Genomic DNA, 24,691 nt, shown 5'->3' with positions numbered 1-24,691 from the left:
GTCCGCCTTCGCGGACGATCACAGTTCAGTAAAATCGGCTAAGCTGTTATTCGCTGATCCCATAGCGGTGCAGATCGTTGCCGTGGGTATCGAGCCAGTTCTTGGCGCGCTCCACCGACGGGCAGATCCGGGCGACCACCCGCCAGAACCGCGCCGAATGATTCATCTCGACCAGATGCGACACCTCGTGGGCGGCGAGATAATCGAGCACGAAGGGCGGCGCGAGGATCAAGCGCCACGAAAACGACAGCGAGCCTGCCGACGTGCATGAACCCCAACGGCTCGACTGATCGCGGATCGACACCCGCTTGACCCTGACCCCGAGTTCCGCGGCGTGCGCAAGCGACGCCTTCTGCAATTCCTTGCGCGCTTCGCGCTTGAGGTAATCATGGACCCGCCGCTCGGTATGTTCGACGTCGCCGGCGACGCAGAGAACCTTCTCGCCGCTGTCGCGGGTTTCGGTCCACACCGTGCCGCGTTCGCCGGCGCGATGCACGATCCGGTGCGGCACGCCGCGCAAAGGCACCACAGTACCCGCATGAAACGGCGCGGCCTTCGGCAAACGGCCGAGGCGCGCGGCAATCCAGCCGCCATGAAGCTGCGCAAAATCCTTGGCTTCGGCGATTGTGCCGCGCGGCGGCATGGTCAGGATCGCTTCGCGGTCCGTTGGATGAATACGCAGGGTGTAACGCCGCGCGCGGCGATGCCGGCGCAGCCGAATCGCGAAAAACTGGGAGCCATGTTTGACCAGAATAGTCGAAGGTTCGGCGGGCCGCCGATAGAGAAGCGCGCGAGTAGCCATGTCCGAGAGTCCGGGAAGGAGGAAATCGCCCGGATTCTGCCATATCCGACGCCAGTGAAATCGCTCGGCGCAAAAACAAATCATTTGCCCAATATACAGGGGCTAGCCGGGGTCCGCCCCCTACAGCATGGGGCTAAAACGATTAAATTTTTACGGAATCACCCTCGGGAACCGGCATCAAAGTCTGATTTAATACTCATTCTTTCAAGGGGTTGTGAATCCAGATTCTGCGGGAGGATTCAGGGGGTTAGCGCTCCCCCCGATTCGACTTCAAATACAGTCTTATTCAGCAGCCGCAGCCAAGGAAGGCTTCACACTCGCTGCCGACATCATGAAATCGGAAATGCGCGGCACGATTTCCGATCGGAAACGCGAACCGTTGAACACACCGTAATGTCCGACGCCCATTTGCACGTAATGCACCCGGCGATGATCGGGAATCGAACTGCACAGCGCATGTGTCGCCTCGGTTTGGCCGAGTCCGGAGATGTCGTCCTTCTCGCCTTCCACCGTCATCAGCGCGACCCGCGTGATCTTTGACGGATCGACCGGCACGCCGCGGTGAGTCATCTCGCCTTTCGGCAGCGCATGCTTGACGAAGACGAGATCGACGGTCTGCAGATAATATTCCGCCGTCAGGTCCATGACCGCGAGATATTCGTCATAGAAATCGCGGTGCTTGTCGACCAGATCACCATCGCCCTTCACCAGATTGGCGAACAGGTTCTTGTGCGCGTCGACATGGCGATCGAGGTTCATGCTGATGAAGCCGTTGAGCTGCAGGAACCCGGGATAGACGTCGCGCATCACGCCCGGATGCGGAAACGGCACCTTGGTAATGACGTTGTTGCGGAACCAGTCGATGCCGCGCTCGGCCGCGAGATTGTTGACGGCGGTCGGATTGCGCCGCGTATCGATCGGTCCGCCCATCAGCGTCATCGAGACCGGCACATAGGGATCCTGCTCGGCTTCCATGACCGAAACCGCCGCCAGCACCGGCACCGCCGGCTGGCAAACCGCGATCACATGGACGTTGCCGCCGAGTACATGCAGCATCTCGATCAGGTAATCGACGTAATCGTCGAGATCGAAGCGGCCTTCCGACAGCGGCACCATCCGCGCGTCCGACCAGTCGGTGATGTAGACCTCATGCGTCGGCAGGAAGGCCTCGACCGTACCGCGCAGCAATGTCGCGTAGTGACCGGACATCGGCGCCACGATCAGCACGCGCGGCTGCGGGCTGCGCAACGGGCGCGCCAGTTGACGATCGAAATACAACAGGCGGCAGAACGGTTTTTCCCACACCGAGCGGACTTCGATCGGCGTGCGCACGCCATTGACCTCGGTGCTATCAAGCCCCCATTCGGGCTTGCCGTAGCGGCGGGTGGTGCGCTCGAACAGTTCGCAACCAGCGGCAACCGATTTGCCGAACTCGGTTTGCGACCACGGATTCAGCGGGTTTTGAAACAGCATCTTCGCGGCGTCCGTGACCGCGCGCGCCGGATTGAGCGAGGCGTGGGCCATCTCGTACATCCAGTACATCGGCGTGGTCAGCGCCGGACTGCCTTCAGTTGCCAGCGGCGGCGCGCCGCCAAATTCACCAATCGGCATCTCGTCATGTCCCTTTTGCATCGCAACATAGTGCCGGATGCATAAGAATGCGTCAATCCGCCGATTGACCTATCCGCCGTCCCAGGATGCGCAAAACCCTCGGATTCATGGGGTAGATCGGCCTATTCGCCGCCCTGAAGCAACGAGCCATGCCGCTTGGCGCTGCGTAAAAGGGCAAGGAATGTCGCAAATGACGCCACGAACAACGCGATGTTGATGGCGAAGGCGTCGATCATGAGATCGGCGCGAAAGAGATGATCGATCAACAGCGCGCGCATGCCTTCGAACACATAGGTCGGCGGCAGCGCCCAGGCGACATATTGCAGCCAGTGCGGCAACACCGTTACCGGATAGTAAATGCAGGCCAGCGGCATGATGCCGAACATCAGTGTCCAGACGACGCTCTCCGCGCCGAGGCCGTTGCGCAGCACCAGGCCCGAGACCAGGATTCCGACCGACCAGCTGGTGAAGATCAGGTTGCAGAAGAACACGATCAGCGGCAGCCCGATGCCGTAGAAATTGAAGTCGAAGAAGACCATCGCCAGCAGCGTCATCGGGATCACGCCGATCGCAAGCCGGATCAGGCTCATCACCATCAGCGCGATCAGGAATTCGATCGGCTTGAGCGGGCTCATCATCAGGTTGCCGAGGTTGCGCGCCCACATCTCCTCGAGGAACGAGACCGAAAAGCCGAGCTGGCCGCGGAACAGGATGTCCCACAGGATCACGGCGCCGATCAGCGAGCCGCCGGCGCGCGCGAAAAACCCCGAAGTCTGCGCGATATAGGTTTGCAGGAAGCCCCAGGTGATGATCTGCAGCGCCGGCCAGTAGATCAGTTCCAACAGCCGCGGCCATGACGACATCAAGAGATACCAATAGCGCAGGATCATCGCGCCGATCCGGCGCGGCGAGATGCCCGCGGCCGTAACACGCGCGTTCATGACGACGTCTCCTGGCTGCGGCCGCGCGCGACGTCGAGAAACACCTCTTCGAGCGTGGTGCGGTTATAGCGGGCCATGATCCCGTCGGGGCTGTCGTCGTCCACGATGCGGCCACGCTTCATGATGATGACGCGGTCGCACAATCTTTCTACCTCCAGCATGTTGTGCGAGGCGAGCAGAATAGTCGCGCCATGCGCCTTGCGATAGGTCTCCAGATGCTGCCGGATCCAGTCGGCGGTATCCGGATCGAGCGAAGCCGTCGGCTCGTCCAGCAGCAGCAGTTCGGGCTGGTTGACCAACGCCTTCGCCAGCGCCACGCGGGTTTTCTGCCCGGCGGATAGCTTGCCGTTGGCGCGATCCAGGAAATCGCCGAGATCGAGGTCGGCGGCAAGCCGCGCGATGCGCTCGCGCAAATTCGGCACGGCGTAAAGCCGGCCGAAGATCGTCAGATTCTGCCGCACCGTGAGCCGCATCGGCATGTCGACATAGGGACTTTCGAAATTCATCCGGCCGAGCACTTCGGCGCTTTGCTCCGGCATCGGAAAGCCCAGCACCCGGATCCGCCCCGAGGTCGGCAGCACCAGTCCCATGATCATTGCGATGGTCGTGGTCTTGCCGGCGCCGTTGCCGCCGAGCAATCCGGTGATGCTGCCGCGCGCGATCCGGAACGAGACATCGTCGACGGCGCGGGTGGCCTTGTAGAGCTTGACCAGGTTGAAAACCTCGACCGCCGGTGCCGGCCGGTCGGCCACGGGTGAAGCGGGTAATATGGTGTCGTCACGCATCATGCGGCCGTTCATTGAGCCATCGCGGCGGCGAGCGCAAGACTTGGCAGGACCAGGATATGGAAGGCTTCTGGACGGCCTCATTTGTGGTCGGAACGATGCGCCGTTAAACTGCCGGGATGACCGACGTTGCCGCCTCCGATTTTCGTCATCCGCGCCGCTATGTCCGTCTGGATACGATCTTGCGGCTGCGCTGGCTCGCCGTGCTCGGCCAGCTTGCGGCGATCTTCATCGTCGCGCAGGGGCTCGAATTCGACGTCGAGGTCGTGCCCTGCCTCGCCATCATCAGCCTGTCGGCCCTGCTCAACCTCGGTTTCCAGATCGCCTTCGATCCGATGCAGCGGCTGGAGCCGATCTATGCCGCCGCGCTGCTCGCACTCAATATCATCGAACTGGCCGGGCTACTGTTTTTCACCGGCGGCCTCGAAAATCCGTTTTCGTTTCTGTTCCTCGCGCCGGTCCTGATTTCATCGACCGCGTTGCCGATCCGGCTGACGATCGCGCTCGGCGTGCTCGCTATCGTCTGCGCCTCGGTGCTGGTGTTCTTCCATCTGCCGCTGCCGTGGGACAGCGACGATCCCCTGGTGCTGCCGCCGATCTATCTATTCGGCGTCTGGCTCTCGATCGCGGTCGCGATCGGCGTCACCAGCCTTTACGCGTTCCAGGTTGCCGAAGAAGCCCGCCAGCTCTCGGATGCCCTGGCCGCCACCGAACTGGTGCTGACGCGCGAACAGCATCTGACCCAGCTCGACGGCCTTGCCGCCGCGGCGGCCCACGAACTCGGAACCCCGCTGTCGACGATCTTCCTGATTTCGCGCGAACTTGAGCGAACCATCCCGGACGGCAGTCCATTGACCGCCGACATCAAGACCCTGCGCGAGCAGGCGCAGCGCTGCCGCGATATCCTCGGCAAGATCACGCAATTGTCGGCGACCGGCGCGCCGTTCGACCACATGCCGCTGTCGACGCTGATCGAGGAGACGGTGGCGCCGCATCGCGATTTCGACGTTGCGATCAAGGTGCGGATCGCGGTGGCCGCGACGCCCGAGCCGGTCGGCACCCGCAATCCGGCGATTCTTTACGGGGTCGGCAACATCCTGGAAAACGCGGTCGATTTCGCCCGCAACACGGTCGAGGTGAATGCGTGGTGGAATAACGAGAAGGTCGAGATCGTGATCTCCGACGACGGACCGGGCATCGCCCCCGACATGCTGAAGCGGATTGGCGAGCCCTATTTGTCGCGGCGGCGCAGTGCCGACGAGACCCAGAGCGAGCGCGGCGGCCTCGGCCTCGGGGTGTTCATCGCCCGCACGCTGCTGGAGCGCACCGGCGCCAAAGTCTCGTTCAGCAACCGGGTTTTTCCGGAACATGGCGCGATCGTGCATATCACCTGGCCGCGCAGCCGTTTCGAGGCGGGCGAAACGTCAGGCGAACCAGCGTCTTGAGTGCCGGTTGCGACAATTGGTAGCGATACCTGACCTATTTTAGGGATCTTCTTTAAGTTCACTCATTGGTCTTACTTGGCAGCGCTCCGCGCGCACGCCATATATACGTCGTTGTCCGCCAGAGGATACCAAAGCCGTGAACGCGATCGCCGAACTGACCGATCAAGCCGACCGCTCCCTCCTGATCGTTGAAGACGACAAGCCGTTTCTGGAGCGCCTGTCGCGCGCCATGGAAACGCGCGGCTTCGCGGTGACCTCCTGCGACAGCGTCTCCGACGGCCTGACGCAGATAGGCAAGGCCGCGCCGGCCTTTGCGGTGGTGGATCTGCGGCTCGGCGACGGCAACGGCCTCGACGTGGTGTCGGCCCTGAAGCGCAAGCGCCCCGAAGCGCGCGCCATCGTGCTGACCGGCTATGGCAACATCGCCACCGCCGTGACCGCGGTGAAGATGGGCGCGGTGGATTATCTGTCGAAGCCCGCCGACGCCGACGATGTCGTGGCGGCGTTGCTGGCGAGCGGCACCGAGAAATCCGAATTGCCGCATAATCCGATGTCGGCCGACCGCGTGCGCTGGGAGCATATCCAGCGCATCTACGAGATGTGCAACCGCAACGTCTCGGAGACGGCACGCCAGCTGAACATGCATCGGCGCACCTTGCAGCGCATCCTCGCCAAGCGCGCGCCGCGATAGAAGAGTATTCAGCGGAATCGTGTGACGATTCGAAGAAAACTCATCCCGCTCCAGTGCGAGATGAGTTTAGGTTGAGACGGGATGGCATCGGAAGTTTACCTCTCCCATCGGGAGAGGTGGACGAAGCATGCGGCCAAATCGATTCAACCAAAGCTTATCCTGCTTTAGAACTCCGCATGGCCTTGCGGATCGACCAGGCGGTTGATCCGTTGCGCCGCGGCCAGCGCAAACCGCACCGTCATCAGCTTGCGGGTTGGCGCCGGCAGGCGATGCTCCGGCGCCTCGCAATGCATGTGGGCGCCATAGGCGTCCGCGACGATCAGGCCGGTCTGTTCGGGAAAGATCTCGCACGGCAAATCCTGCGTGAACGCAAAGAACAGCCGGTCGCAATGCGCGCGGTATTCGGGCCATTTCTGGTCGGCGCGCAGATCCTCGACCGATGATTTGATCTCGACGATCCAGATCTCGCCGCGTTCGTTCAGGGCCACCAGATCGGCGCGCCTGCCTGACGGCAGCGGCAATTCGCTGATGCAGGCAAAGCCCAGCGACCGCAACAGCCGCGCGGTGCCGCGCGCGATCGCGGCCGCCGTCTCCGACTGCCGGCGATCCACCGGGGGCACGAGGCTGATCTGGCGCGCTGGCGTTTCCATCGCCGCGACCATAGAACACAACACGAACAGCGCAACTGGTTTTAGCCGGCGTGCGCCCCTCCGGCTACCTACCGGCCAATCGCGCTGGGAAGACTCATGCGGCCCGATCGAGCGGCACCTCGACGATGACGCCCTCATTGCCGCGCAGCCCCAGCACGCCCTCGATGCTTTCACCTTGCCGGTCGAGAAATGTCGACAGCAGAAGCTCGCCATCGAATCCGATCGAACTCGATGTGACCGAAACGGGTTCCGCGCCGAAGTTCAATGCGATCACGAGGGCCTTGCCCTCGTGCTGGCGGCGATAGAGCAGGAGGTCGCCATGCGCCGCGATCGGCGTATAGCTGCCGAGCACCAGCGCCGGCGTTTCCTTCCTGAGCCTGATCAGCGCCCTGTAGAGATTGAGGATCGACCGCGCATCCCGGTCAAGACTGACCACATTCTCATCCGTAAAATCACCCGCCAAAGGCAGCCACGGCGCCGATGTCGAGAAACCGGCATTGGGCGTCGCATCCCACTGCATCGGGGTGCGGCAGCCGTCGCGGCCGACGCCGAGGCCAGGAACGTTCCTTTCAAAGGGATCACGCACCTGGTCGGGCGCGATCGCGACCTGATGCATGCCGATCTCATCGCCATAATAGAGCGTCGGCGTGCCGCGCAGCGTCAGCAGCAGCATCGCGGCGATCCGCGCCTGCTCCCGACCGATACGGCTTGCCACCCGCGGCCGATCATGATTGCCCAGCACCCAGTTCGGCCATGCGCCCGGCGGCAGCATACGTTCGTAATCGGTGACGATCTTTTCAATCGAGCGCGCGCTCCACAATGTCGAGAGCAGCGCGAAGTTGAACGGCATCTGCGCGCCTTGCAGATCGTTGCCGTAATAAGCCACCAGCCGCTCCAGCGGCAGATAGATCTCGCCGATCAGCACGCGGGAGCCGAATTCCTCGGTGACGCGCCGCATCCCGGCGACCACGTCATGAACCTCGGGCTGATCCGTGGAATATTGCGTCAGGATCTTCTCATGCGGCGGACGGCCCTCGCGATAAAACAGGTTGGGCGGATTGTCGCGGAATTCCGCATCCTTGATCAGATGCCAGATCACATCGACGCGGAAGCCATCGACGCCCTTGCGCAGCCAGAAGCGCATGACCTCATGGATCGCCTCGCGCACCGCCGGATGGCGCCAGTTCAGATCCGGCTGCTGGGCGAGAAAGGCGTGATAATAATATTGTCCCGTCGCTTCGTCGCGCGTCCAGGCGCTGCCGCCGAATTCGGACAGCCAGTTGTTCGGCGGCCCGCCGTCCGGCCCGGGATCGCGCCAGATGTACCAGTCGCGCATCACATTATCGCGCGAGCTCCGGCTTTCGACGAACCACGGATGCTGCTCGGACGTGTGGTTCGGGACCAGGTCGAGGACGATCTTGAGGCCCGAGGAATGCGCCGCATCCACCAGCGCGTCGAAATCCTTCATGGTCCCGAACAGCGGATCGATCCCGGTATAGTCCGAGATGTCGTAGCCGAAATCGGCCATCGGCGACGGAAAGATCGGCGACAGCCAGACCGCGTCAACGCCAAGTGAGGCCAGATAGGGCAGCCGATCGAGGATGCCCTTGATATCGCCGACCCCGTCCGCATCGGAATCCTGGAACGAGCGCGGATAGACCTGATAAAAAATGCCGTCCTTCCACCAGGAGTCGCCGCTTTGATCCATCTTGCAATCATTCTTCCGAAATCGCGCTGCGCGAGGTAACGCCGGAGTCGTGCGCCGGTTCGGATCAAACGGCGGGAAGATGACGGAGAAACGGCAAGCGCCGGCCTTTTCACCTTGATTTTGCTTGGCGGCGCGAAAAAAATCGGCATTGTTCCGGTATGGCAAACGAAACCCAGACCAAGGCTAAGGCCGGCGCGGTCATCATCCCGGTGACGCTGTTCGAGCAGAATTGCACCTTGCTATGGTGCGAGGCCACCAGGAAAGCCGTCGTGATCGATCCCGGCGGCGACGTGCCCAAGATCCAGGCCGCGATCGCGCAAAGCAAGGTGAATGTCGAGAAGATCTGGCTCACGCATGGCCATATCGATCATGTCGGCGGCGCCGCCGAATTGCGCGACGCACTGAAGGTGCCGATCGAAGGTCCGCATAGCGACGACAAGTTCCTGCTCGACAACGTGGTCTCGAGCGGTGCGCGCTTCGGCATGACCGGCGTGCGCGATTTCGCGCCGGACCGCTGGCTCAATGAAGGCGACCAGGTCTTAATCGGCGAACTGAGCTTCGACATCCTGCATTGTCCGGGCCATTCGCCCGGCAGCGTGGTGTTCTTCAACAAGGAAATGCGGTTTGCCCATGTCGGCGACGTGCTGTTCAATGGCTCGGTCGGGCGCACCGATCTGCCCGGCGGCAGCCACGCCACGCTGATTCAATCGATCACCGAAAAGCTCCTGCCGCTCGGCGACGATGTCGGATTCATCTGCGGCCACGGCGCGGGCTCCAGCATCGGCCAGGAGCGGATGACCAATCCGTTCCTCACCGGCGAGATGTGAGGCGGCGACGTTCTTCGATATTGAAGTCCGCACGCCTCCTTGCCGACACAACCGGCCAGACTCCAGAGCAGGATCGCATCATGTCCGACGACAACGGCCCCTCGAACGGAGAGCGGGCGCTTTCGAAACACATCCTGCCGAGTTCAGGCACGATGGTCGGCGTCTGCGCGACGCTGATCGGATTGGTCAAGCTGGCCGAAGTCCATATCGGCCCGAGCCGGGTCGATGAATATACCGCGCTGGCGTCGCTGTTGTTTCTTGCCAGCGCGATCGCCTCTTATATCTCGATCCGTTATCCCGGCCTGACGCGGACCAGCGAGCGCTGCGAGGCAATCGCCGATCGCTGCTTTCTGGCGGGCCTGATCGGCCTTGCGGTGATCACGCTGTTCTTTGCCTATGAAGTGATTTGAAGGGCGGCAAATTCGCCGCGATACCGATATGCCCCGCCGGGCTATTTCGTCAGCCCCGCGGCAGCCAGCGCACGCGAAATCACGGCGCTGACATCGACGGTTCGGCGCGGCCGCTGCTGGTGCGGCGGCTCCGGGCGGCGATCGACCGCCGGCAGCGGCCGCAGCCCCTTTGCCAAATCCGGCCCCGACATCGATAGCGGAGAAACCGCCGGAATGAGCTTGGCGCTGGGCGATTCGACTGTAACGGCTTCCGGCTGGCGAACCCGCCCCGTCAGGCCGAAGAAATTCGCGATGTGATACGAGGACGAGATTCCCGCCTCGATCAGGAACGCGCCCTCTGCCCCGTATCGCTCCTCGTTACTGGCCAGACCGAGCGGTGTGCCGTGCGCCATGTCCGTAATGGTGTAGGATTCAACGGTCGTTGCGCCATCCGCATTCCACCAGACCTGATGCGGATAACCGTCGACAATCCCGGTCGACATCGGAGCCGCCGGCAGACGATGCACATCGAGCCACTGCTTGACGATCTCATTGGCGTTCGCGGGACTGACGGTGCGGTCCGCGGTACCGTGCCATACCGACAATTTCGGCCACGGTCCCCGGTGATTCGACGCGCCACGCACCAGATCGCCCAATTCACGCGCCGAACGGGCCGACGGCTGCATCATTCCGCTCAGCGCTTCCCGCAAATTGCTCGCGATGCCGAACGGCAGGCCGGCGATGATGGCGCCGCCCGCGAACACCTCGGGATAGGTCGCGAGCATGACCGACGTCATCGCGCCGCCGGCGGAAAGGCCGGTGATATAAACGCGCTCCGGATCGATTTTGTGATCGCGCACCATCCGCGCGATCATCTGCCGGATCGAGCGCGCTTCACCCTGCTCGCGCGCGGTGTCTGCCGGATTGAACCAGCTGAAGCACATATTGGCGTTGTTCGATGCCCTTTGCTCGGGCATCAGCAACGCGAAGCCATAGCGCTTCGCCAGATCGGACCAGCCGGTGCCGACATCATAGCCCGCCGCGGTCTGGCCGCAGCCATGCAGCACGACGACAAGCGCCGGCTTTTTCCGGAGAGTATCCGGAACAAACGAAAACATCCGGAGCGAGCCAGGATTCGGTCCGAAATCGGCAACCTCGACCAACGGACCACGATAATTAAAATTTGAGATAAATCCGTACGCTCCAAAGCCATTGAAGCCGTTAAAGCCATTCAACTTCGGCAAACGGCTCAGGAACTCGACGTTCTTTGCAAGCGACAACGGCAACTCCGCGTTGGAGATATTCCAACCCCATTCAACAACAGATAGTTGCTGCACTGCAAAATAAAAAGGCCGTGTGCCGTCGGTTTTCGTGGATAATGGCCGTCGTTGTTAATTTGTCACTCGTTGTCACTCGACCGCTGAGTGGCGCATCCACGTCAAAAATATGACGCATGCCATCATCGACAACGTAAACAACGCCAGAGCCTTATCGGTTCTGATGGAATCAAAACCGGGCTCACCTCTTTTGTTGTGACCCGTTTTCATCACGCGAACCGGAATCCACTTCGTTCGAAAACGCTATAGCGTGGCAAACAGAGCTCGCTGCGCCCATGCTGCGGACTCGATTGCGAAGAACGCCGTGCCGATGATGGCAATGCCGGAAGCGTTGGCGATTTGCATTGCGGTTCCATCCATCCCGGAACCCGCGCGACGGCTTGCGTGTGGTACTTTCGCCCGTGACATAGCGGATCGCGAAGGTTCCGGTCCGTATAAGCCCCGGCGTTTCGAATTATCCCGCGCCCTGGTCGAACGCCTTGCGCAACGCGACGTAACCTTGCTGCTGCGCGGTCCAGTTGCGGCCGCCGGTGATGGCGCCGTCGACGACCAGATCGTGGCCATTGATAAAGCTGGATTCATCGCTGGCGAGAAACACCGCGGCATGGGCGATGTCCTCGGGCAATCCGGTGCGCGGAATCGGCTGTGCGGTCTTGTAGATTTCGCGCATCGCATCCGGCGTTTTTTCCGCCGCCTCGACCGACAGGCCGAGCGCCTTGCCGAAGATACCGGTCGCAATCGCCCCCGGCGAAATGGAGTTGACGCGGATATTGGATTCGCCGAGCTCCATCGCCACGCATTTGGTGAGGTGAATGACGGCGGCCTTGGCCGCACCATAGATAAGCGACGACGAAAACCCGGCAAGCCGGCCGGCGATGCTGCCATTGTTGATGATGCTGCCGGAGCCCTGCTTTTTCATATGCGGCGCGGCATGTTTCATGCCGAGCATGACGCTGCGCACCAGTGTCGCCATCCCGGCATCGAAGCGTTCGACCTCGAGCCCCTCGATGCCGCCGGTTTGCGCCGGCCCGCCGGCATTGTTGAACAGGCAGTCGATACGGCCGAACTTTTCAACGGCGAGCCCGATCAGCGAGCGCACCTGGTCTTCGACCGTGACGTCGGTCTGGCGAAAGGCGCAGGCAGAACCGAGGCTGGCGGCCAGCGCTTCGCCTTCCGCCTTGCGTCGTCCGGCGATGACGACTTTCGCGCCCTCGGCAACAAAAATTTCCGCTGTGCGCAGACCGATGCCGCTCGTCGCGCCGGTGATCACCGCGACCTTGCCATCCAGCCGTCCCATCCGGTTTCCTCGTTGTCGTGATTTCGTTCAATATCGCCAGCCTGATGGAACAAAGCAAGCGAGGCTTTTATTCTTTCGCCACGATTATTCCGTCACGCGGACGCACGGTGTTGAGCCCATGCAATGTAATCTTGGCGGCGTAATCTTCTGTGTAATCCTGGCCGTATCATTTGAGTTGCAAGGTTTTCCCCTGACTCGGCCTTATTTTCGATTCGCTGATCGGGCTGAAGTAGCGGATGGGGAAATTGATCGACGAATTCCGGCGGGGCTGGCAGGGGAACTCGCAGCCATCACCGCTTGTCAGCATTGGATTCGCTGCCTGCTGCACCGCGTTGTCGACGTTGGCGCGGTGGTGGCTCTCCCTGATCCGGCCGGATATATTTTTCACGCCCTATGTCCCGGCCGTCGTTGTCGCCACGGCCTTTGCCGGCTGGAGGATCGGCACCGCGACCGCACTTGCCGGGGGCTTGCTCGGGATATTCCTGAATTTCGACGGCGCATCGGCCGGTCCTGCAATGGATTTTGCAAAGCTGGTGCTGCTGCTGATCTTCCTTGCGATATCCGGCTTCGCCATATGGGGCATCGAGCACTACCGAACGGTCGCCGCGCGCCAGCGGGGCATCGCCCAGCGGCTGATCGAGGAGGAGGAATATCGCAAGCTTGTGGTCGACGAATTGCAACACCGGCTGAAAAACAAAGTGTCGACCGTCCATGCCGTGCTGCATCAGGTCCTGCAGGACCAGCCGGATATCTGGGCGACAATCGATTCCCGGCTGCGGGCGCTGTCCGCAGCCGACGACCTGATCGCGCGGGTCGACGGCAGCGGTTGCGACATCAGGGATCTGCTGGTCTCGGAGCTCGGTCCCTACGGTCACGTCCGCCTCACCCTGAACGGCAAGCCGGTGTTTCTTCCGGCCAAGCTCGCGGTCAGCCTTGCCCTGATATTCCACGAGCTTGCGACCAATGCCGGCAAATACGGCGCATTTTCCTCCGCGCACGGATTGTTGCAGGTGTCGTGGTCCGTTGCAGATGGCCGCCTCAATGTCGTCTGGGACGAGACCGAAGGCCCGCCGGTCGTCCCGGTCGGACGGCCCGGATTTGGCACCAAGCTGTTGAATTCGGCGCTCGGGCCGTTCGAGGGCAAAACCGAGATCGCCTTCCTGGAAACCGGCGTTCACTGCACGATGCAGTGCCGGATACCCAAGGGCTGAGCTGCAATCTGCCGGCTATTTGCGCCCGCGGCCGCCTTCCGCGCGTTCTCCGCTCCGCTTACTATCGCCTGCTCTCGGGAAGGCTTATAATTGTCGGAAGCAGTCATTCGCACGACGGCGCCACTCACATTCCAAAGCAATGCCATGCCCGCTGTTTCGATCTTACTGAACATTCTCTGGCTGCTCTGCGGCGGCGTCTGGATGGCGATAGGCTGGGTAGTCGCAGCCATCATCATGGCCATCACCATCATCGGCCTGCCCTGGGCAAAGGCCGCGCTCAACATCGCGCTTTATACGCTGCTGCCGTTCGGCCAGAAGGCCGTCAACCGCGAAACGCTGACCGGTCAACCCGATATCGGCACCGGGCCGCTCGGCCTGATCGGCAATGTGGTCTGGCTCGTGCTCGCCGGCTGGTGGCTGGCGCTCGGACACCTGATTACCGCAATCGTGCTGGCGATCACGATCATCGGCATTCCCTTCGCCTGGGCCCATTTGAAATTAGCGGGAATCGCGCTCTGGCCGATCGGCAAGGAGATCGTTCCGGCCTAGACCAGTCCGCCGCGCCATAGTCCAGGATATCGCCCCGGATCCGGCCTACATTGCCGCTTCACCTCCTCCGACTGACCGTTGCCGAGACCGGGCCAATCGGCTAAATGAACCTTATTGCACCCGTAGCTCAGCTGGATAGAGCGTTGCCCTCCGAAGGCAAAGGTCACACGTTCGAATCGTGTCGGGTGCGCCAGCAAGATCAATAGCTTACGATCCGCTGCCCTTTTATAGCCTCCCCTTAGGTAAGCACTGGGTAAGCTCCCTAGCGCTTTTCTCGAATCCGGAATAAGCGCTCTAAATCTGGATCATCCGCAGCCCTGGACGCGATTGGACGAACATTCCCAAGGTATTTTCTTGGGGCGGCAATCGAACTGTACTGAGATTTAAACTCACCTTGAAAAAGCCGCGTCTGAAAAATCCGGCTTCCAACAACTAATTCAACCGGATTGTTGCTCTCGTTGAACAATTCGATCGGAAAGCATCCTCGGTATCCCGGCTGAATCATTGTGTTCAGATGGATGCCCAACCGAGTGTAGCTACTTCGCGTCAACACGTCAGCATGCACGTCACCAGGTAGTCCAATAAACTCCAGTGTCGTAGTAAGCGCCAGCTGGTTGGGATAGAGCATGAAGCTATCGCCGAACTCTCGCCGCGTCGTTTGGAAGTAAGACGCAATACCGCGAAAAGACGGATCGCTCTTTACTGTGCCAATATATGGCCGACGAGTCAGTATCGAAACTAGGAAATCACATCCAAGGCGTAGGTCGATTGTCACCTCACCGATTTGGCCCGGATCCAGCAATGGATCAATGAAGAGAGCTTCGTCACCTTTTAGAGTTAGTCGGCGAGTAAGCTCGCCTCTATGGAGTAGCGCCACTTTCCCACCTCTCTTTGATCGAGGCGTTGCGTATCGACTTTTCCGTTAGGTCATTTACAACCCGCTCGATATCTGCCGTCGTTGAACTGGGCGCAATCCAGGGAGCAGATCGATTGTCTAACGTGTTCTCCAGATATACCCACGCCGAATTGAATATGCCATGCAGTTCGCCCTTGCTCGTTATGGAGTGCGTTCTGATATCATCGAAGGCGGGATCGAGGTTCAACGCAACGTGCTCGATCTGAAGCGGCGGCAACCCAAGTTGCTGCAGGCAGGCCTGAAACAACGGAATTATTCCAGTATTGCGGCCAGCCAAAAAGTCTTCGACCAGCGCGACCCTGTCAGCAGTCGATGGATGAGTCGTGGTGGTTGGATTATTTGGAGCAATCATTTCGAGAGCTCTAATGCTACACCTTCCGATGTAAGCTGCGGCGAAGATATCGGCAAAATGTTCAAGTCTATGCTGCAACTCCCAAGCGGAATTGGGTCGCTGGATGAGGCTACTGAGGTTCGTTACACCGTTTGAAATATCAACGAAGTGACCCAGCTCATGGTACAGCGGCACACAGAAGAGTGGTTTGTGGCTATAAACCCTCGGCACACCAAGTTGGACTAGCAACGGATCAAAGCCCGAAGTGGCGTAGCCAGGCAGCGCAGCCTTTACGAAGGCCCAGGGATCAGTCGGACGAAAATGAAAATCTCGCTCGTCGGTGAGCGCTGTCGTTATTAGGCAGTCGCGCTTCGACCATTTTGGTATAACAGCCTGAAGGCAATACTCTATCTCGTAAGGCGACTCTTTCGTCGTGCTGCCAGCGAGGTATCGGTTTGCGCTTAAGGCGTGAGACGCGAACGCCCGGACAATATCGGGCCCTAATGATTGCTCATTCTGCAAAACGTGGTCGATGACCTCGATCAACCGTGCGGTGAAGGTGTGGAGTTTCCCGCTGAAATAGGTTGTTTCCTGACATTCACGTAGACTATCCCTGATGAGGAACAGATCAACGTTAGGGCGCAACGCGCGCCTCCAGAGATAAAAGCATCTTTGATGCCATGTCTGGCGTCACTGCGTCGATGCCATCGACTGCTGCGATGACGGCACGCAATTCTGAAATTTCCAGGATGCGGCAAGCAAGCTGAATGGCTTGGGGCGACGGGCTTCCGTGGACCTTGGTTGGCGTCGTTGCCAACTCTTTTGCTTGTCGAAGCACCGCGTTAAAATGATCCGAAAGCTGAGGAGGAATATTCCCTCTGTCTTTCAGGATACGCAGTGCGAGATCGAATAATTCGAGTGTCCTTGATTCATCTGAGGGAACGGCGGCTAACATAAGGTGCCCTGCGAATCAGCGTGAATCTCGATGTTCTGAATCATGTGGGCGTGACCGTCAATAGAAGGTTAAGAAAATCACAAAACTATAGGTGAAGCCAACCTTTTGCACGGCTGTCCGTTCCTCGCCTGCTCCTTGCTAGTCGCTGGCGTCTTGAGCCCAAGCAATCATTGCCGCTGCCCCCGCGCTTCTTTAGCCTGCCCCGTGCCCCCGCAGCGGCCAGGGCGGTAGTACGGCTCATCCCCGCCGAGGTTTTGCCGCCCTCGATCACGATCTCGCCGAGAGACGTGAGAGGGATCGCCTCGATTACTTATAGGGCGCTGGCAATGGGGATAGTCCAAGTTCCTTCAGAAACATGTTGTGCTTCACCGTTGACTCCCGAATCTGCTTTTCGATCTCGACCAACTCCCTATGCGCGGCCGATAGATCGATCGCGGCCTCCTGCTCGGCTGTGCTGACATAGCGCGAGATGTTCAGGTTGAAGTCGTTGGCCTCAATCTCGTCCATGCCTACACGTCTGGCGTACCGCTCAATGCTCTCGGGACGCTGTTGGTAGGTGTCGATGATCTTCCCGATATGCCCGTCCGACAGGTAGTTCTGTCGCTTGCCCTTTTCGAAATGCTCGGATGCGTTGATGAACAGGACATCATCGGGCTTCTTGCACTTCTTCAAGACGAGGATGCAGACTGGGATGCCGGTCGAATAGAACAGGTTCGCCGGCAAGCCAATGACGGTATCGATGTGCCCATCGTCGAGTAGCTTCCGGCGGATCTTCGCCTCTGCACCGCCGCGGAACAACACGCCATGCGGCAGGATGATCGCCATCACGCCCTCGTCCTTGAGGTAGTGAAACCCGTGCAGCAGGAACGCGAAGTCCGCCGCTGACTTCGGGGCTAGCCCGTAGTTCTTGAAGCGCACGTCCTCGCCCAACGCCTCGTTCGGGTTCCAGCGGTAGCTGAACGGTGGGTTGGCGACCACGGCGTCGAAGTAGGGCTTCTTTGCCGGGTTGGGCTCGCGGAGCATGTCCCAGTCGTTCGTCAGTGTGTCGCCGTGGTAGATCTCGAATTCCGAGTCCTTCACCCCGTGCAGCAGCATGTTCATCCGCGCGAGGTTGTACGTGGTGATGTTCTTCTCCTGCCCGAAGATCTTGCCGATGCCGTGCGGCCCCATGCGCTTGCGCACATTAAGCAGCAACGAGCCCGAGCCGCAGGCGAAGTCCATCACGCTAGCGAGGTGCTTTCGTTTGCCGGTCTTCGGCTCCTGGCCGTCGAGCGTGACGATCGCGGAAAGGATGTCCGAGATACGCTGCGGCGTGTAGAACTCACCCGCCTTCTTGCCGGAGCCCGCGGCGAACTGGCCGATCAAGTACTCGTAGGCGTCGCCTAGCGTGTCGCTATCCGTTGAGAACTCTGCGAGGCCCTCGGCTATCTTGGTGATGATCGTGCAGAGCTTCGTGTTCCGGTCCGCGTAGGTCTTGCCGAGTTTGTCGGAGCCGAGATTGATTTCCGAGAAAAGCCCAGAGAACGTGCTCTGGAACGATTCGTTCTCGATGTACTTGAAGCCGGCCTGGAGCGTGTTGAGCAGCTCGCCGTCCTGGATGCGGGCCATGTGAGCGATGCTGGCCCAGAGGTGCTCGGGGCGGATGACGTAGTGCGCTTTGAGCCGCATCTGCTTCTCGAACGCCAACACATCGCGGGGATTTTGCTCGTACCACACAGACAGGGAGGATCGCCCGCCATTGCCGATGGCTTTCGGGTCAGGGTAGTCGCGCCCGAGTTCTTTTTTCGCGGCCTGCTCGTAGTGGTCTGAGAGGTAGCGGAGGAACAGGAACGCGAGCATGTAGTCGCGGAAGTCGTCCGCGTTCATCGCTCCCCGGAGCTGATCAGCGATGGCCCAGAGGGCCTTGCCGAGCTGCTTCTGCTCTTGATCAGTCATGAGTTGGCTCTCTGCGGGGTGGCTTCAGAAACAAGCTCGGGAAGTGCAAACTGGAAACGATCAAGAACATCATCGAGGATTCTGCGAAACAGCTCTTTATTGTCGTCCACCATCTCAACCGGCTCGTTGATGGCGTATTTACCGTGGCTCAGCAGATTAAGTGCGCGATGGTAGAGGGCTTCGTCTTGCAGGCCGGCCAGGCAGACGCGGAGATCTTGATGGCCGAGAAAACTCGCTGTCTTCTCCAAGATGCTGCGCAGGGCGTTGAAGTGGTACGTATAAAGGGTTCCTACCTGCAAACACTTCCGAAGCTCAGCGAGAATCGCCACATGTTGAAAGTAAGGTGTATCTCCAGTGGCTCGTAGCGTGAACGCTCCCTCGGAGTCCGGTCGGTGCAGAAAGTACCGCTTAATGTTTACTTTCTCTTGGTCATCCCTTGTCCTTCCAAGCTCGTTGCAAATGACGTTAAAGAACAGCGCGTGGTGAGAGGAGAAGATCGTTCTGAGCGGATCTCGCTCGCCGTCGGCGCCTCGGCGAGCCGCGGCTTTGCGGAGAAGTACCGCCAGATCACAGGCAATAGCTATGGCATTGTTGTCGTCAAGCGACGAAATGGGGTCATCGATGTAAAGGTGCTTTACCCACTGATACGAGGGGTGTCCGTCAATGACCCGCTCACAGATCGCCATGAAAATGCACCAAATGAAGATTTTCTCCTCACCCCGAGAGATCTTGATCCGCTCATTATCGCCCTTGCGGAAGGTCACCACCCATTTTCCGTAATTGATGTCAAAATCGAAATCGGCGTAGCGTGACAAGTATCCCGCGATGGCCTCGTCTAATGCAAGTTCTGTGAGACCCTTGCAGAACGACGAGTTCTCGTTGATCGTTAGGTGCCGATCCGTGTCACCATCAAGATCGTTGTGCCAAACAAAGAGGTCCTCAGTATACGCATTGAAGTAGAGGGTGTCCGGCGTCCCTCGGCCCTTTCGCTTCCCTTGATCCTTGAACTCCATCGACAGACGCGTCTTCCCCGTTCGGTTATACGCGTACAGTAAGACACAGTGTAGATCGTTCACGTCGCTGCGGAGCCTTCGTGCGAGAGTCGTCAAATCCATGTACCGATGGATCTTCGGCGTACTGCTCATTACTCATTGCCCTCCGGAGAGGGAAAGAGCTGCTGGAGCAGGCCTCGCTTGTGAACCTTAAGCCTGTCAAGTTTCCGCCACTGCGCGGCCAGCATTTCGTCCAGAGAGAAAAGGCATGCGGCGATCCGTAGCTGCTCGGCTGGCTTTGGAACGGTGAAGCGGTACTTCAGGAGTTGGCTCCCGTTGATCGAGTTGATGGTGGCACCGAGATCAGCTGCTACCTGCTTCTGGTATGCTGTCGTTTGCAGAAGTACGCGAGCGAAGCGTGGGGCCGAGGCTCTAAAGACGGTCATGAATGCCCCATGCGTACAAGCCGGCATTCCTTTCGGGACTATCGCGTTCTTCCCAATGAGCGACTTGGAGCCATTTCGGACGCAGATCAAAATGTCGTCCGGCCGAGTGAGGTTGGCACCATTCACGTCGCGTCGGACATAAACGCGATCATCAAGAGTGATTTCGCCATTCTGGATGTTCGATGAGCGCAAAACGAGTAGCCCGCCATCTTGCACATCCGTTGGGCTGTAAGTCAGGCCAGAGATGAGCGTACCGAGATCGCCCAATCTCTTCTCCTCCCACTTCCCGGAGTCGCGAAACTCGGGAAACCGAAGACGAGGCACGGTCTCGCCGGGCTGGGGGAAGAGCTGCTCCATCAGGCCATGTTTGTGTCGCCGCAGGGCTTCGATCTTCCGGCCCTCCGCCGCAATAAGGTCATCCAGCGTGCCGAGGCAGTCGGCGACCTGCTGCTGCTCGGCGACATCAGGCAATATCAATCGCAGTTGTGAGATGTCACGGTAGTAAATTCGAACACGTACTCCACCATCGCCAGCTTCGTTTACGAACGCATCCCATTGCCTAGATTTCCGGAAGTGATCGAGGTACCCCGGATGAAGCACCGGTGGTGTAGATCGCTCAAGGCAGCGGAAAACAACGTAGTCCGGGCTCACGAGAACATCGCTGTTGCCTTGCCAGCGCGCGATAGAGCCGATGTTCAGACGCATCGGGTTGTAGGCGAACCAATTGTTGCGGACGAGCTTATACCGGGAGATATCCGCGGCGACCAAACGTTCCTCCATCGGAACGATGCCATCCTCTTTCCTGACTCCCATCACCGATGCAGGAGGAAGTCTGCTGCCGTTTCTAATCGTGCACTCCTCAGTCACTTCTCGAAGTCGAACCTCATGCGACGGCTGTCCAATGAACTCTGGGAATCGCCGCTTTGGTGCTCGACTTGATGACATGTTTACCGTCACTTCTCCGCTTCCCTTAGTGCTCGTACGCGTTGAGGCCCGAAATGTCCCGACCGTGGGCCCGCTTGTTCAGGAGGGGGACGAGGTCGGCCATGAGGGCGAGTTCGCGCTCGCGGCGTTCACGCCAGCCCAGGCCGAGCGGCTCCATTAGGTCGGTGAGTTGCTCGCCGTCAAAGATCATGCGCTGGAGAATAGTGTCGACGAAGGCCGCGAGGGACGCGGTCGTCAGACCGTGGGCCTGAGCGAGGTCGGCGATCTCCTTTGCCTGCTTCCCGGCCTTGAACTGGTCGTAGCCGGCGCGGATGGCGGCCTCGTCGAGGCCTTCGCCCTCCTTGAGCGAGTGGACATACTCGGTGATATCCTCCCGCTCGTCGAGGAACTTGGCGTCGGATCGGATCAGGCCCGTGAGCTGCTCGCGGCTGATCGTGAGCTTCTTCGGGTCCTGACCCGAGTACTTGGCGATCAGCTTCATGATGTAGTCGTAGTCGATGACGGCGGAGGCAAAGAGGACGAACTCAAAGTCGAGCAGGTCGACCTCGGGGTTGTCCAGTTCGCCGTCCTGGGCGGGGGTGCGCTGCTGTTCCTTGAGGCGTTGAGCGGTTTCGAGGTAGACGCCGCGGAAAGCGCGGAGGTCGTCCTCGGGGAGGACCTGCCCGATCTGCTCCCGTTGCTCTTCGGTGAGGTCGGTGTACTGGTCAAGCTGGGTCTGGAGACGCTGGACTTCCTTGAAGCGTTTGATGAACTGGGCACGGGCGTCGTCGCCCATGAGGTTGGGCACCTGATCGGGCGTGCCTTCGAGGCCCTGCGACTGCATGAATTTCCCGAGGTCGGCGACGGCCTGCTTGAAGTTGTCGATGACGACCGGAGCCTTGTCAACCAACCAGATCTCGCGAGCCCGGTCAGCGTGCGCACCGGAGAAAAGAGCGATGGCGGCGTCGACGCTGTCCTGCTGGTTGCGGAAGTCGAGGATGTGGCCGTAGGGCTTGGTCGCGTTGAGAACGCGGTTGGTGCGGGAGAAGGCCTGGATTAGGCCGTGGTGCTTGAGGTTCTTGTCGACGTAGAGCGCGTTGAGGAACTTGGCGTCGAAGCCGGTGAGGAGCATGTCGACGACGATGGTGATGTCGATCTTTTCCTGGCCCTTGTGGGGCAGGTCGCGGTTGGGGAACTGCTGATCCTTGATGCGTTGCTGGACGTCCTGGTAGTAGATGTCGAAGTTGGCGATGTCGTGGTTCGTGCCATACCGCTGGTTGTAGTCGGCGATGATGGCCTTGAGCGCGGTCTTCTTGCCCTCAGGGTCGTGCCGGTTGTCCTCCTTCTCCTGGGGCAGGTCCTCCTGGATCTGCTGGACGTCCTTGTTGCCCTCCGCAGGCGGCGAGAAGACGGCGGCGATCTTGAGAGGGACCCACTCTGGGATGGCGGCCTGGCGCTCTGCCTGGAGCTTCTTGAAGACCTCATAATACTCGATGGCGTCGTTGATCGAGGCGGTAGCCAGCAGCGCGTTGAAGCGCCGACCTCCGGTCGCGGCATCGTGCTTGTCGAGGATAGCCTGGGCGACCGCCTGCTTGGCGAGCGTCTGACCAGGCTTGAGGGCGGGGGCGTCCTTGGGCTTGTAGTAATCGACGTGGAACCGGAGAACGTTCCGATCCTCGATCGCGTGAGTGATTGTGTAGGCGTGGAGCTCTTTCTGGAAGAGGTCCTTGGTGGTTCGAAGGGTGGCGACGTCTCCCTCGATCTGCTTAACGGTCGCGTTGTCTTCGAAGATCGGGGTGCCAGTGAAGCCGAAGAGCTGGGAGTGCGGGAAGAACTCCTTGATGGCCTTGTGGTTCTCGCCGAACTGCGACCGGTGGCACTCGTCGAAAATGAAGACCATCCGCTTGTCTCGAATCTGCTCGAGCCGCTGCTTGAACGTTGACCGCCCCTGAGCGATGTTCTGCTTGTTGTGCTTACTGTTCTCGTCGAGGGCTAGCCCGAGCTTCTGGATGGTCGTGACGATGACCTTGTCCGCATAGTCGTCGGACTGGAGGCGACGGACGAGCGCCGCGGTGTTGGTGTTTTCCTCGACGCAGTTCTCCTGGAACCGGTTGAACTCCTCACGGGTCTGGCGGTCGAGGTCCTTGCGGTCGACGACGAAGAGACACTTGTAAATGCTTTCGTTGGTCTTGAGCAGCGTCGAGGCCTTGAAGGAGGTAAGCGTCTTGCCCGAGCCGGTCGCGTGCCAAATATATCCGTTGCCGCAGTTCTGATCGATGCAGTCGACGATGGCCTTGACGGCGTAAATCTGGTACGCGCGCATCATCAGGAGCTTCTGCTCGCTCGCGATGAGGACCATGTACTTGCTGATCATCTGGCCAAGCGTGCACTTGGCGAGGAACCGATCGGCAAAGTCGTCGAGGTGAGTGATCTTCGTGTTGTCCCTGGCCGCGAACTGGTAGATCGGAAGGAACCGCTCGTCCGCGTCGAAGGTGAAGTGCCGTGCGTTGTTATTGGCGAAGTACCAAGTGTCCGTGCGGTTGCTAACGATGAAGAGCTGGACGAAGCAGAGAAGTGTCTTGGTGTATCCGTTACCGGGGCCGTTCTTATAGTCGACGATCTGCTCCATCGCCCGCCGAGGACTGATCCCAAGCGTCTTTAGCTCGATCTGAACGACGGGGACGCCGTTGATCAGGAGCATGACGTCGTAACGGTGATGGCTGTTGTCCGTATTGATGCGGAGCTGATTGATGACCTCGAAGTCGTTCTTACACCAGTCCTTGATGTTGACGAGGGTATAGTTGAGCGGTGTGCCGTCGTCACGGATGAACGCTTCCCGGTTCCGGAGAGACCGGGAAACTTCGTACACGTCCGGTGTGACAATCTCGTCGAGGAGCCGCTGGAACTCGCCGTTGGTGAGTGTGACACGATTCAGGGCTTCGAACTTTACCCTGAAGTTTGCTTCAAGCGTGGCTCGATCGCGGATATCGGGACGATATTCATACTTGAGGTCCCGTAGCTTCGTGATAAGCGCCTCTTCTAGTTGACGTTCGGGTGCGATCATCGCCATCGCGGGAACTCACTCTTTGGATCTGCTGAAAGCGTCTGACTGCCTGGACTGAAAAGGCGAACGCGAGCCGAGGCTGCTTTGATGCCACGGGTGAAGAAGGTGATCTTGTTATGGATGGCTCGATCCATTACTGTGCTCTCCCCGTCGGGCTTGGGCAGCCATCGACGCGGCCTCCCTCAAAAACCTTCAGCCGTTCGTACTCCTCCACCGTCATCACCGCCACGACCGGCCGTCCACGCTTGGAGGCCGCCCAGTTGGCACGGGCCACGCCGATCTGCCGGCCGAAGCTGTAATTCGCGTCTTTCGCGCTCAAGATCCGCGCTCGCTGCCCGAAGATGCTCTATCCTTTTTTGGCCAATTTGGCCAAAAAAACAAGGGGTTCCGGCTTCCGGTGGGAAGCCATTCTTCAAACCTGCACGTTTCTTCAGTTATAAGGCTACATATGCGAGTTGCCGACGGCGCTTGCTGTGGGTCTTGGCCGTGTAAAAACAGGCTTAGAGATGTCAGTTCTGTCCAGCAGGACCTGAGTGTGTCTACCACCGTGGGAGTCCGCACGTAGCTGATCGCTTGCTACACGCCGAGCGGACTCGGAAACGCTTATCGGTAACAGCGCAGCTATTGCACAAGCGAAAGGCAAGCTCAGGCCTTTCGGCGGCCCTGCCTGCCTCCGTCGAAAAACGATTTGACCTTGACGCCAAGCGCTTTGCTGAGGTGCCACAAGGTCACGATGGTAGGGTTCCGTTGACCCAGCTCAAGGCCACTAATATAGCCCCGATCAACTCCCATCCGATTAGCAAGCTCGGCTTGAGAAATGCCAGCGAGCAGCCGCAGCCGCCTGACATTCCTCCCGACCAGTTTGCGCACGTCTTCCGCCATGCG

23 protein-coding genes and 1 tRNA gene are annotated in these 24,691 nt (G+C 59.8%); 7 read left to right on the top strand and 17 right to left on the bottom strand.

Annotated elements, in window-relative coordinates; genetic code table 11:
• Nucleotides 1-46 precede the first annotated feature (46 nt).
• The 4 genes from HB630_RS09530 to HB630_RS09515 form a co-directional block, all read right to left on the bottom strand.
• Nucleotides 47-886 (bottom strand): SprT family zinc-dependent metalloprotease, encoded by an 840-nt coding sequence (locus HB630_RS09530; protein ID WP_213771993.1) that lies wholly within the window; start codon nucleotides 884-886, stop codon nucleotides 47-49.
• 198 nt (nucleotides 887-1,084) lie between these two features.
• Entirely contained in the window at nucleotides 1,085-2,413 is a 1,329-nt protein-coding gene (gene phaZ / locus HB630_RS09525; RefSeq protein WP_213771992.1) for a polyhydroxyalkanoate depolymerase, read from the bottom strand.
• A 122-nt stretch (nucleotides 2,414-2,535) separates the two neighbouring features.
• Nucleotides 2,536-3,354 carry an ABC transporter permease gene (locus HB630_RS09520; protein WP_213771991.1) on the bottom strand — a complete coding sequence of 273 codons (819 nt, stop codon included), beginning with the start codon at nucleotides 3,352-3,354 and terminating at the stop codon, nucleotides 2,536-2,538.
• Nucleotides 3,351-4,142, bottom strand: a complete 792-nt coding sequence (locus HB630_RS09515) for an ABC transporter ATP-binding protein (RefSeq protein WP_213771990.1) — start codon at nucleotides 4,140-4,142, stop codon at nucleotides 3,351-3,353. Before HB630_RS09515 ends, HB630_RS09520 begins: the two co-directional genes overlap by 4 nt.
• Nucleotides 4,143-4,258: 116 nt before the next feature.
• Here HB630_RS09515 and HB630_RS09510 point away from each other — a divergent pair, with 116 nt between their 5' ends.
• Together HB630_RS09510 and HB630_RS09505 are read left to right on the top strand one after the other, a co-directional pair.
• Nucleotides 4,259-5,584, top strand: coding sequence for an ActS/PrrB/RegB family redox-sensitive histidine kinase (locus HB630_RS09510; RefSeq protein ID WP_213771989.1), 1,326 nt, complete (start codon nucleotides 4,259-4,261; stop codon nucleotides 5,582-5,584).
• Nucleotides 5,585-5,720: 136 nt separating this feature from the next.
• Entirely contained in the window at nucleotides 5,721-6,275 is a 555-nt protein-coding gene (locus HB630_RS09505) for an ActR/PrrA/RegA family redox response regulator transcription factor (RefSeq protein ID WP_213771988.1), read from the top strand.
• Between the two features lie 164 nt (nucleotides 6,276-6,439).
• Here HB630_RS09505 and HB630_RS09500 read toward each other — a convergent pair whose 3' ends face one another.
• Nucleotides 6,440-6,925 carry an MmcB family DNA repair protein gene (locus HB630_RS09500; protein ID WP_213771987.1) on the bottom strand — a complete coding sequence of 162 codons (486 nt, stop codon included), beginning with the start codon at nucleotides 6,923-6,925 and terminating at the stop codon, nucleotides 6,440-6,442.
• A 94-nt stretch (nucleotides 6,926-7,019) separates the two neighbouring features.
• Entirely contained in the window at nucleotides 7,020-8,633 is a 1,614-nt protein-coding gene (locus tag HB630_RS09495; RefSeq protein WP_213771986.1) for an alpha-amylase family glycosyl hydrolase, read from the bottom strand.
• 158 nt (nucleotides 8,634-8,791) lie between these two features.
• On the opposite strand from HB630_RS09495, the gene HB630_RS09490 reads away from it, so the two are divergent.
• Together HB630_RS09490 and HB630_RS09485 are read left to right on the top strand one after the other, a co-directional pair.
• Nucleotides 8,792-9,460: an MBL fold metallo-hydrolase gene (locus tag HB630_RS09490; protein WP_213771985.1), complete on the top strand. Its 669-nt coding sequence runs from the start codon at nucleotides 8,792-8,794 to the stop codon at nucleotides 9,458-9,460.
• A gap of 80 nt (nucleotides 9,461-9,540) precedes the next feature.
• On the top strand, nucleotides 9,541-9,870 hold the full coding sequence (locus tag HB630_RS09485; RefSeq protein ID WP_213771984.1) for a hypothetical protein: 330 nt from the start codon (nucleotides 9,541-9,543) through the stop codon (nucleotides 9,868-9,870).
• 41 nt (nucleotides 9,871-9,911) lie between these two features.
• Here HB630_RS09485 and HB630_RS09480 read toward each other — a convergent pair whose 3' ends face one another.
• A complete protein-coding gene (locus tag HB630_RS09480) occupies nucleotides 9,912-11,129 on the bottom strand; it encodes a PHB depolymerase family esterase (protein WP_213771983.1) in 1,218 nt (405 codons plus the stop codon).
• A 511-nt stretch (nucleotides 11,130-11,640) separates the two neighbouring features.
• Nucleotides 11,641-12,483, bottom strand: a complete 843-nt coding sequence (locus HB630_RS09475; RefSeq protein WP_213771982.1) for a glucose 1-dehydrogenase — start codon at nucleotides 12,481-12,483, stop codon at nucleotides 11,641-11,643.
• A gap of 236 nt (nucleotides 12,484-12,719) precedes the next feature.
• Between HB630_RS09475 and HB630_RS09470 the strand changes: the two genes are divergently transcribed.
• From HB630_RS09470 to HB630_RS09460, 3 genes are all read left to right on the top strand, one after another.
• Entirely contained in the window at nucleotides 12,720-13,694 is a 975-nt protein-coding gene (locus tag HB630_RS09470) for a sensor histidine kinase (RefSeq protein ID WP_213771981.1), read from the top strand.
• A 144-nt stretch (nucleotides 13,695-13,838) separates the two neighbouring features.
• On the top strand, nucleotides 13,839-14,243 hold the full coding sequence (locus tag HB630_RS09465) for a YccF domain-containing protein (RefSeq protein ID WP_213771980.1): 405 nt from the start codon (nucleotides 13,839-13,841) through the stop codon (nucleotides 14,241-14,243).
• Between the two features lie 116 nt (nucleotides 14,244-14,359).
• A tRNA-Arg gene (locus HB630_RS09460) sits at nucleotides 14,360-14,436 on the top strand.
• A gap of 69 nt (nucleotides 14,437-14,505) precedes the next feature.
• Here the strand turns inward: HB630_RS09460 and dcd are convergent.
• The 9 genes from dcd to HB630_RS09415 form a co-directional block, all read right to left on the bottom strand.
• Nucleotides 14,506-15,120, bottom strand: coding sequence for a dCTP deaminase (dcd, locus tag HB630_RS09455; protein WP_213771979.1), 615 nt, complete (start codon nucleotides 15,118-15,120; stop codon nucleotides 14,506-14,508).
• Nucleotides 15,104-16,135, bottom strand: coding sequence for a hypothetical protein (locus HB630_RS09450; RefSeq protein WP_213771978.1), 1,032 nt, complete (start codon nucleotides 16,133-16,135; stop codon nucleotides 15,104-15,106). Before HB630_RS09450 ends, dcd begins: the two co-directional genes overlap by 17 nt.
• Entirely contained in the window at nucleotides 16,125-16,445 is a 321-nt protein-coding gene (locus tag HB630_RS09445) for a hypothetical protein (protein ID WP_213771977.1), read from the bottom strand. The genes HB630_RS09450 and HB630_RS09445 overlap by 11 nt, the downstream gene beginning before the upstream one ends.
• A 306-nt stretch (nucleotides 16,446-16,751) precedes the next feature.
• Nucleotides 16,752-18,380: a type I restriction-modification system subunit M gene (locus HB630_RS09440; protein WP_213771976.1), complete on the bottom strand. Its 1,629-nt coding sequence runs from the start codon at nucleotides 18,378-18,380 to the stop codon at nucleotides 16,752-16,754.
• The gene (locus HB630_RS09435) at nucleotides 18,377-19,393 is read right to left on the bottom strand and encodes an anticodon nuclease (protein ID WP_249780775.1); all 1,017 of its coding nucleotides are present in this window, start codon (nucleotides 19,391-19,393) and stop codon (nucleotides 18,377-18,379) included. Before HB630_RS09435 ends, HB630_RS09440 begins: the two co-directional genes overlap by 4 nt.
• Nucleotides 19,394-19,524: 131 nt before the next feature.
• A complete protein-coding gene (locus HB630_RS09430; protein ID WP_213771974.1) occupies nucleotides 19,525-20,598 on the bottom strand; it encodes a restriction endonuclease subunit S in 1,074 nt (357 codons plus the stop codon).
• A 190-nt stretch (nucleotides 20,599-20,788) separates the two neighbouring features.
• Nucleotides 20,789-23,812, bottom strand: a complete 3,024-nt coding sequence (locus tag HB630_RS09425) for a type I restriction endonuclease subunit R (protein ID WP_249780774.1) — start codon at nucleotides 23,810-23,812, stop codon at nucleotides 20,789-20,791.
• 127 nt (nucleotides 23,813-23,939) lie between these two features.
• Nucleotides 23,940-24,125 (bottom strand): type II toxin-antitoxin system prevent-host-death family antitoxin, encoded by a 186-nt coding sequence (locus tag HB630_RS09420; protein ID WP_218626071.1) that lies wholly within the window; start codon nucleotides 24,123-24,125, stop codon nucleotides 23,940-23,942.
• Nucleotides 24,126-24,451: 326 nt separating this feature from the next.
• Nucleotides 24,452-24,688, bottom strand: a complete 237-nt coding sequence (locus HB630_RS09415; RefSeq protein WP_213771973.1) for a helix-turn-helix transcriptional regulator — start codon at nucleotides 24,686-24,688, stop codon at nucleotides 24,452-24,454.
• Nucleotides 24,689-24,691 lie beyond the last annotated feature (3 nt).

The sequence above is a fragment of the Bradyrhizobium sp. dw_78 genome, from assembly GCF_018449525.1.
In the GTDB taxonomy this organism is placed as follows: domain Bacteria; phylum Pseudomonadota; class Alphaproteobacteria; order Rhizobiales; family Xanthobacteraceae; genus Bradyrhizobium.
Note: the sequence above shows the minus strand (reverse complement) of the source record. Positions and strands in the feature narration are given on the sequence as shown.

Coding starts and splice junctions, on each gene's coding strand:
- HB630_RS09530 (WP_213771993.1), bottom strand. CDS start 886: ATGATTTGTTTTTGCGCCGAGCGATTTCACTGGCGTCGGATATGGCAG.
- phaZ (WP_213771992.1), bottom strand. CDS start 2,413: ATGCCGATTGGTGAATTTGGCGGCGCGCCGCCGCTGGCAACTGAAGGC.
- HB630_RS09520 (WP_213771991.1), bottom strand. CDS start 3,354: ATGAACGCGCGTGTTACGGCCGCGGGCATCTCGCCGCGCCGGATCGGC.
- HB630_RS09515 (WP_213771990.1), bottom strand. CDS start 4,142: ATGATGCGTGACGACACCATATTACCCGCTTCACCCGTGGCCGACCGG.
- HB630_RS09510 (WP_213771989.1), top strand. CDS start 4,259: ATGACCGACGTTGCCGCCTCCGATTTTCGTCATCCGCGCCGCTATGTC.
- HB630_RS09500 (WP_213771987.1), bottom strand. CDS start 6,925: ATGGAAACGCCAGCGCGCCAGATCAGCCTCGTGCCCCCGGTGGATCGC.
- HB630_RS09495 (WP_213771986.1), bottom strand. CDS start 8,633: ATGGATCAAAGCGGCGACTCCTGGTGGAAGGACGGCATTTTTTATCAG.
- HB630_RS09490 (WP_213771985.1), top strand. CDS start 8,792: ATGGCAAACGAAACCCAGACCAAGGCTAAGGCCGGCGCGGTCATCATC.
- HB630_RS09485 (WP_213771984.1), top strand. CDS start 9,541: ATGTCCGACGACAACGGCCCCTCGAACGGAGAGCGGGCGCTTTCGAAA.
- HB630_RS09475 (WP_213771982.1), bottom strand. CDS start 12,483: ATGGGACGGCTGGATGGCAAGGTCGCGGTGATCACCGGCGCGACGAGC.
- HB630_RS09470 (WP_213771981.1), top strand. CDS start 12,720: ATGGGGAAATTGATCGACGAATTCCGGCGGGGCTGGCAGGGGAACTCG.
- HB630_RS09465 (WP_213771980.1), top strand. CDS start 13,839: ATGCCCGCTGTTTCGATCTTACTGAACATTCTCTGGCTGCTCTGCGGC.
- HB630_RS09445 (WP_213771977.1), bottom strand. CDS start 16,445: ATGTTAGCCGCCGTTCCCTCAGATGAATCAAGGACACTCGAATTATTC.
- HB630_RS09440 (WP_213771976.1), bottom strand. CDS start 18,380: ATGACTGATCAAGAGCAGAAGCAGCTCGGCAAGGCCCTCTGGGCCATC.
- HB630_RS09435 (WP_249780775.1), bottom strand. CDS start 19,393: ATGGAGTTCAAGGATCAAGGGAAGCGAAAGGGCCGAGGGACGCCGGAC.
- HB630_RS09430 (WP_213771974.1), bottom strand. CDS start 20,598: ATGGAGGAACGTTTGGTCGCCGCGGATATCTCCCGGTATAAGCTCGTC.
- HB630_RS09425 (WP_249780774.1), bottom strand. CDS start 23,812: ATGGCGATGATCGCACCCGAACGTCAACTAGAAGAGGCGCTTATCACG.
- HB630_RS09415 (WP_213771973.1), bottom strand. CDS start 24,688: ATGGCGGAAGACGTGCGCAAACTGGTCGGGAGGAATGTCAGGCGGCTG.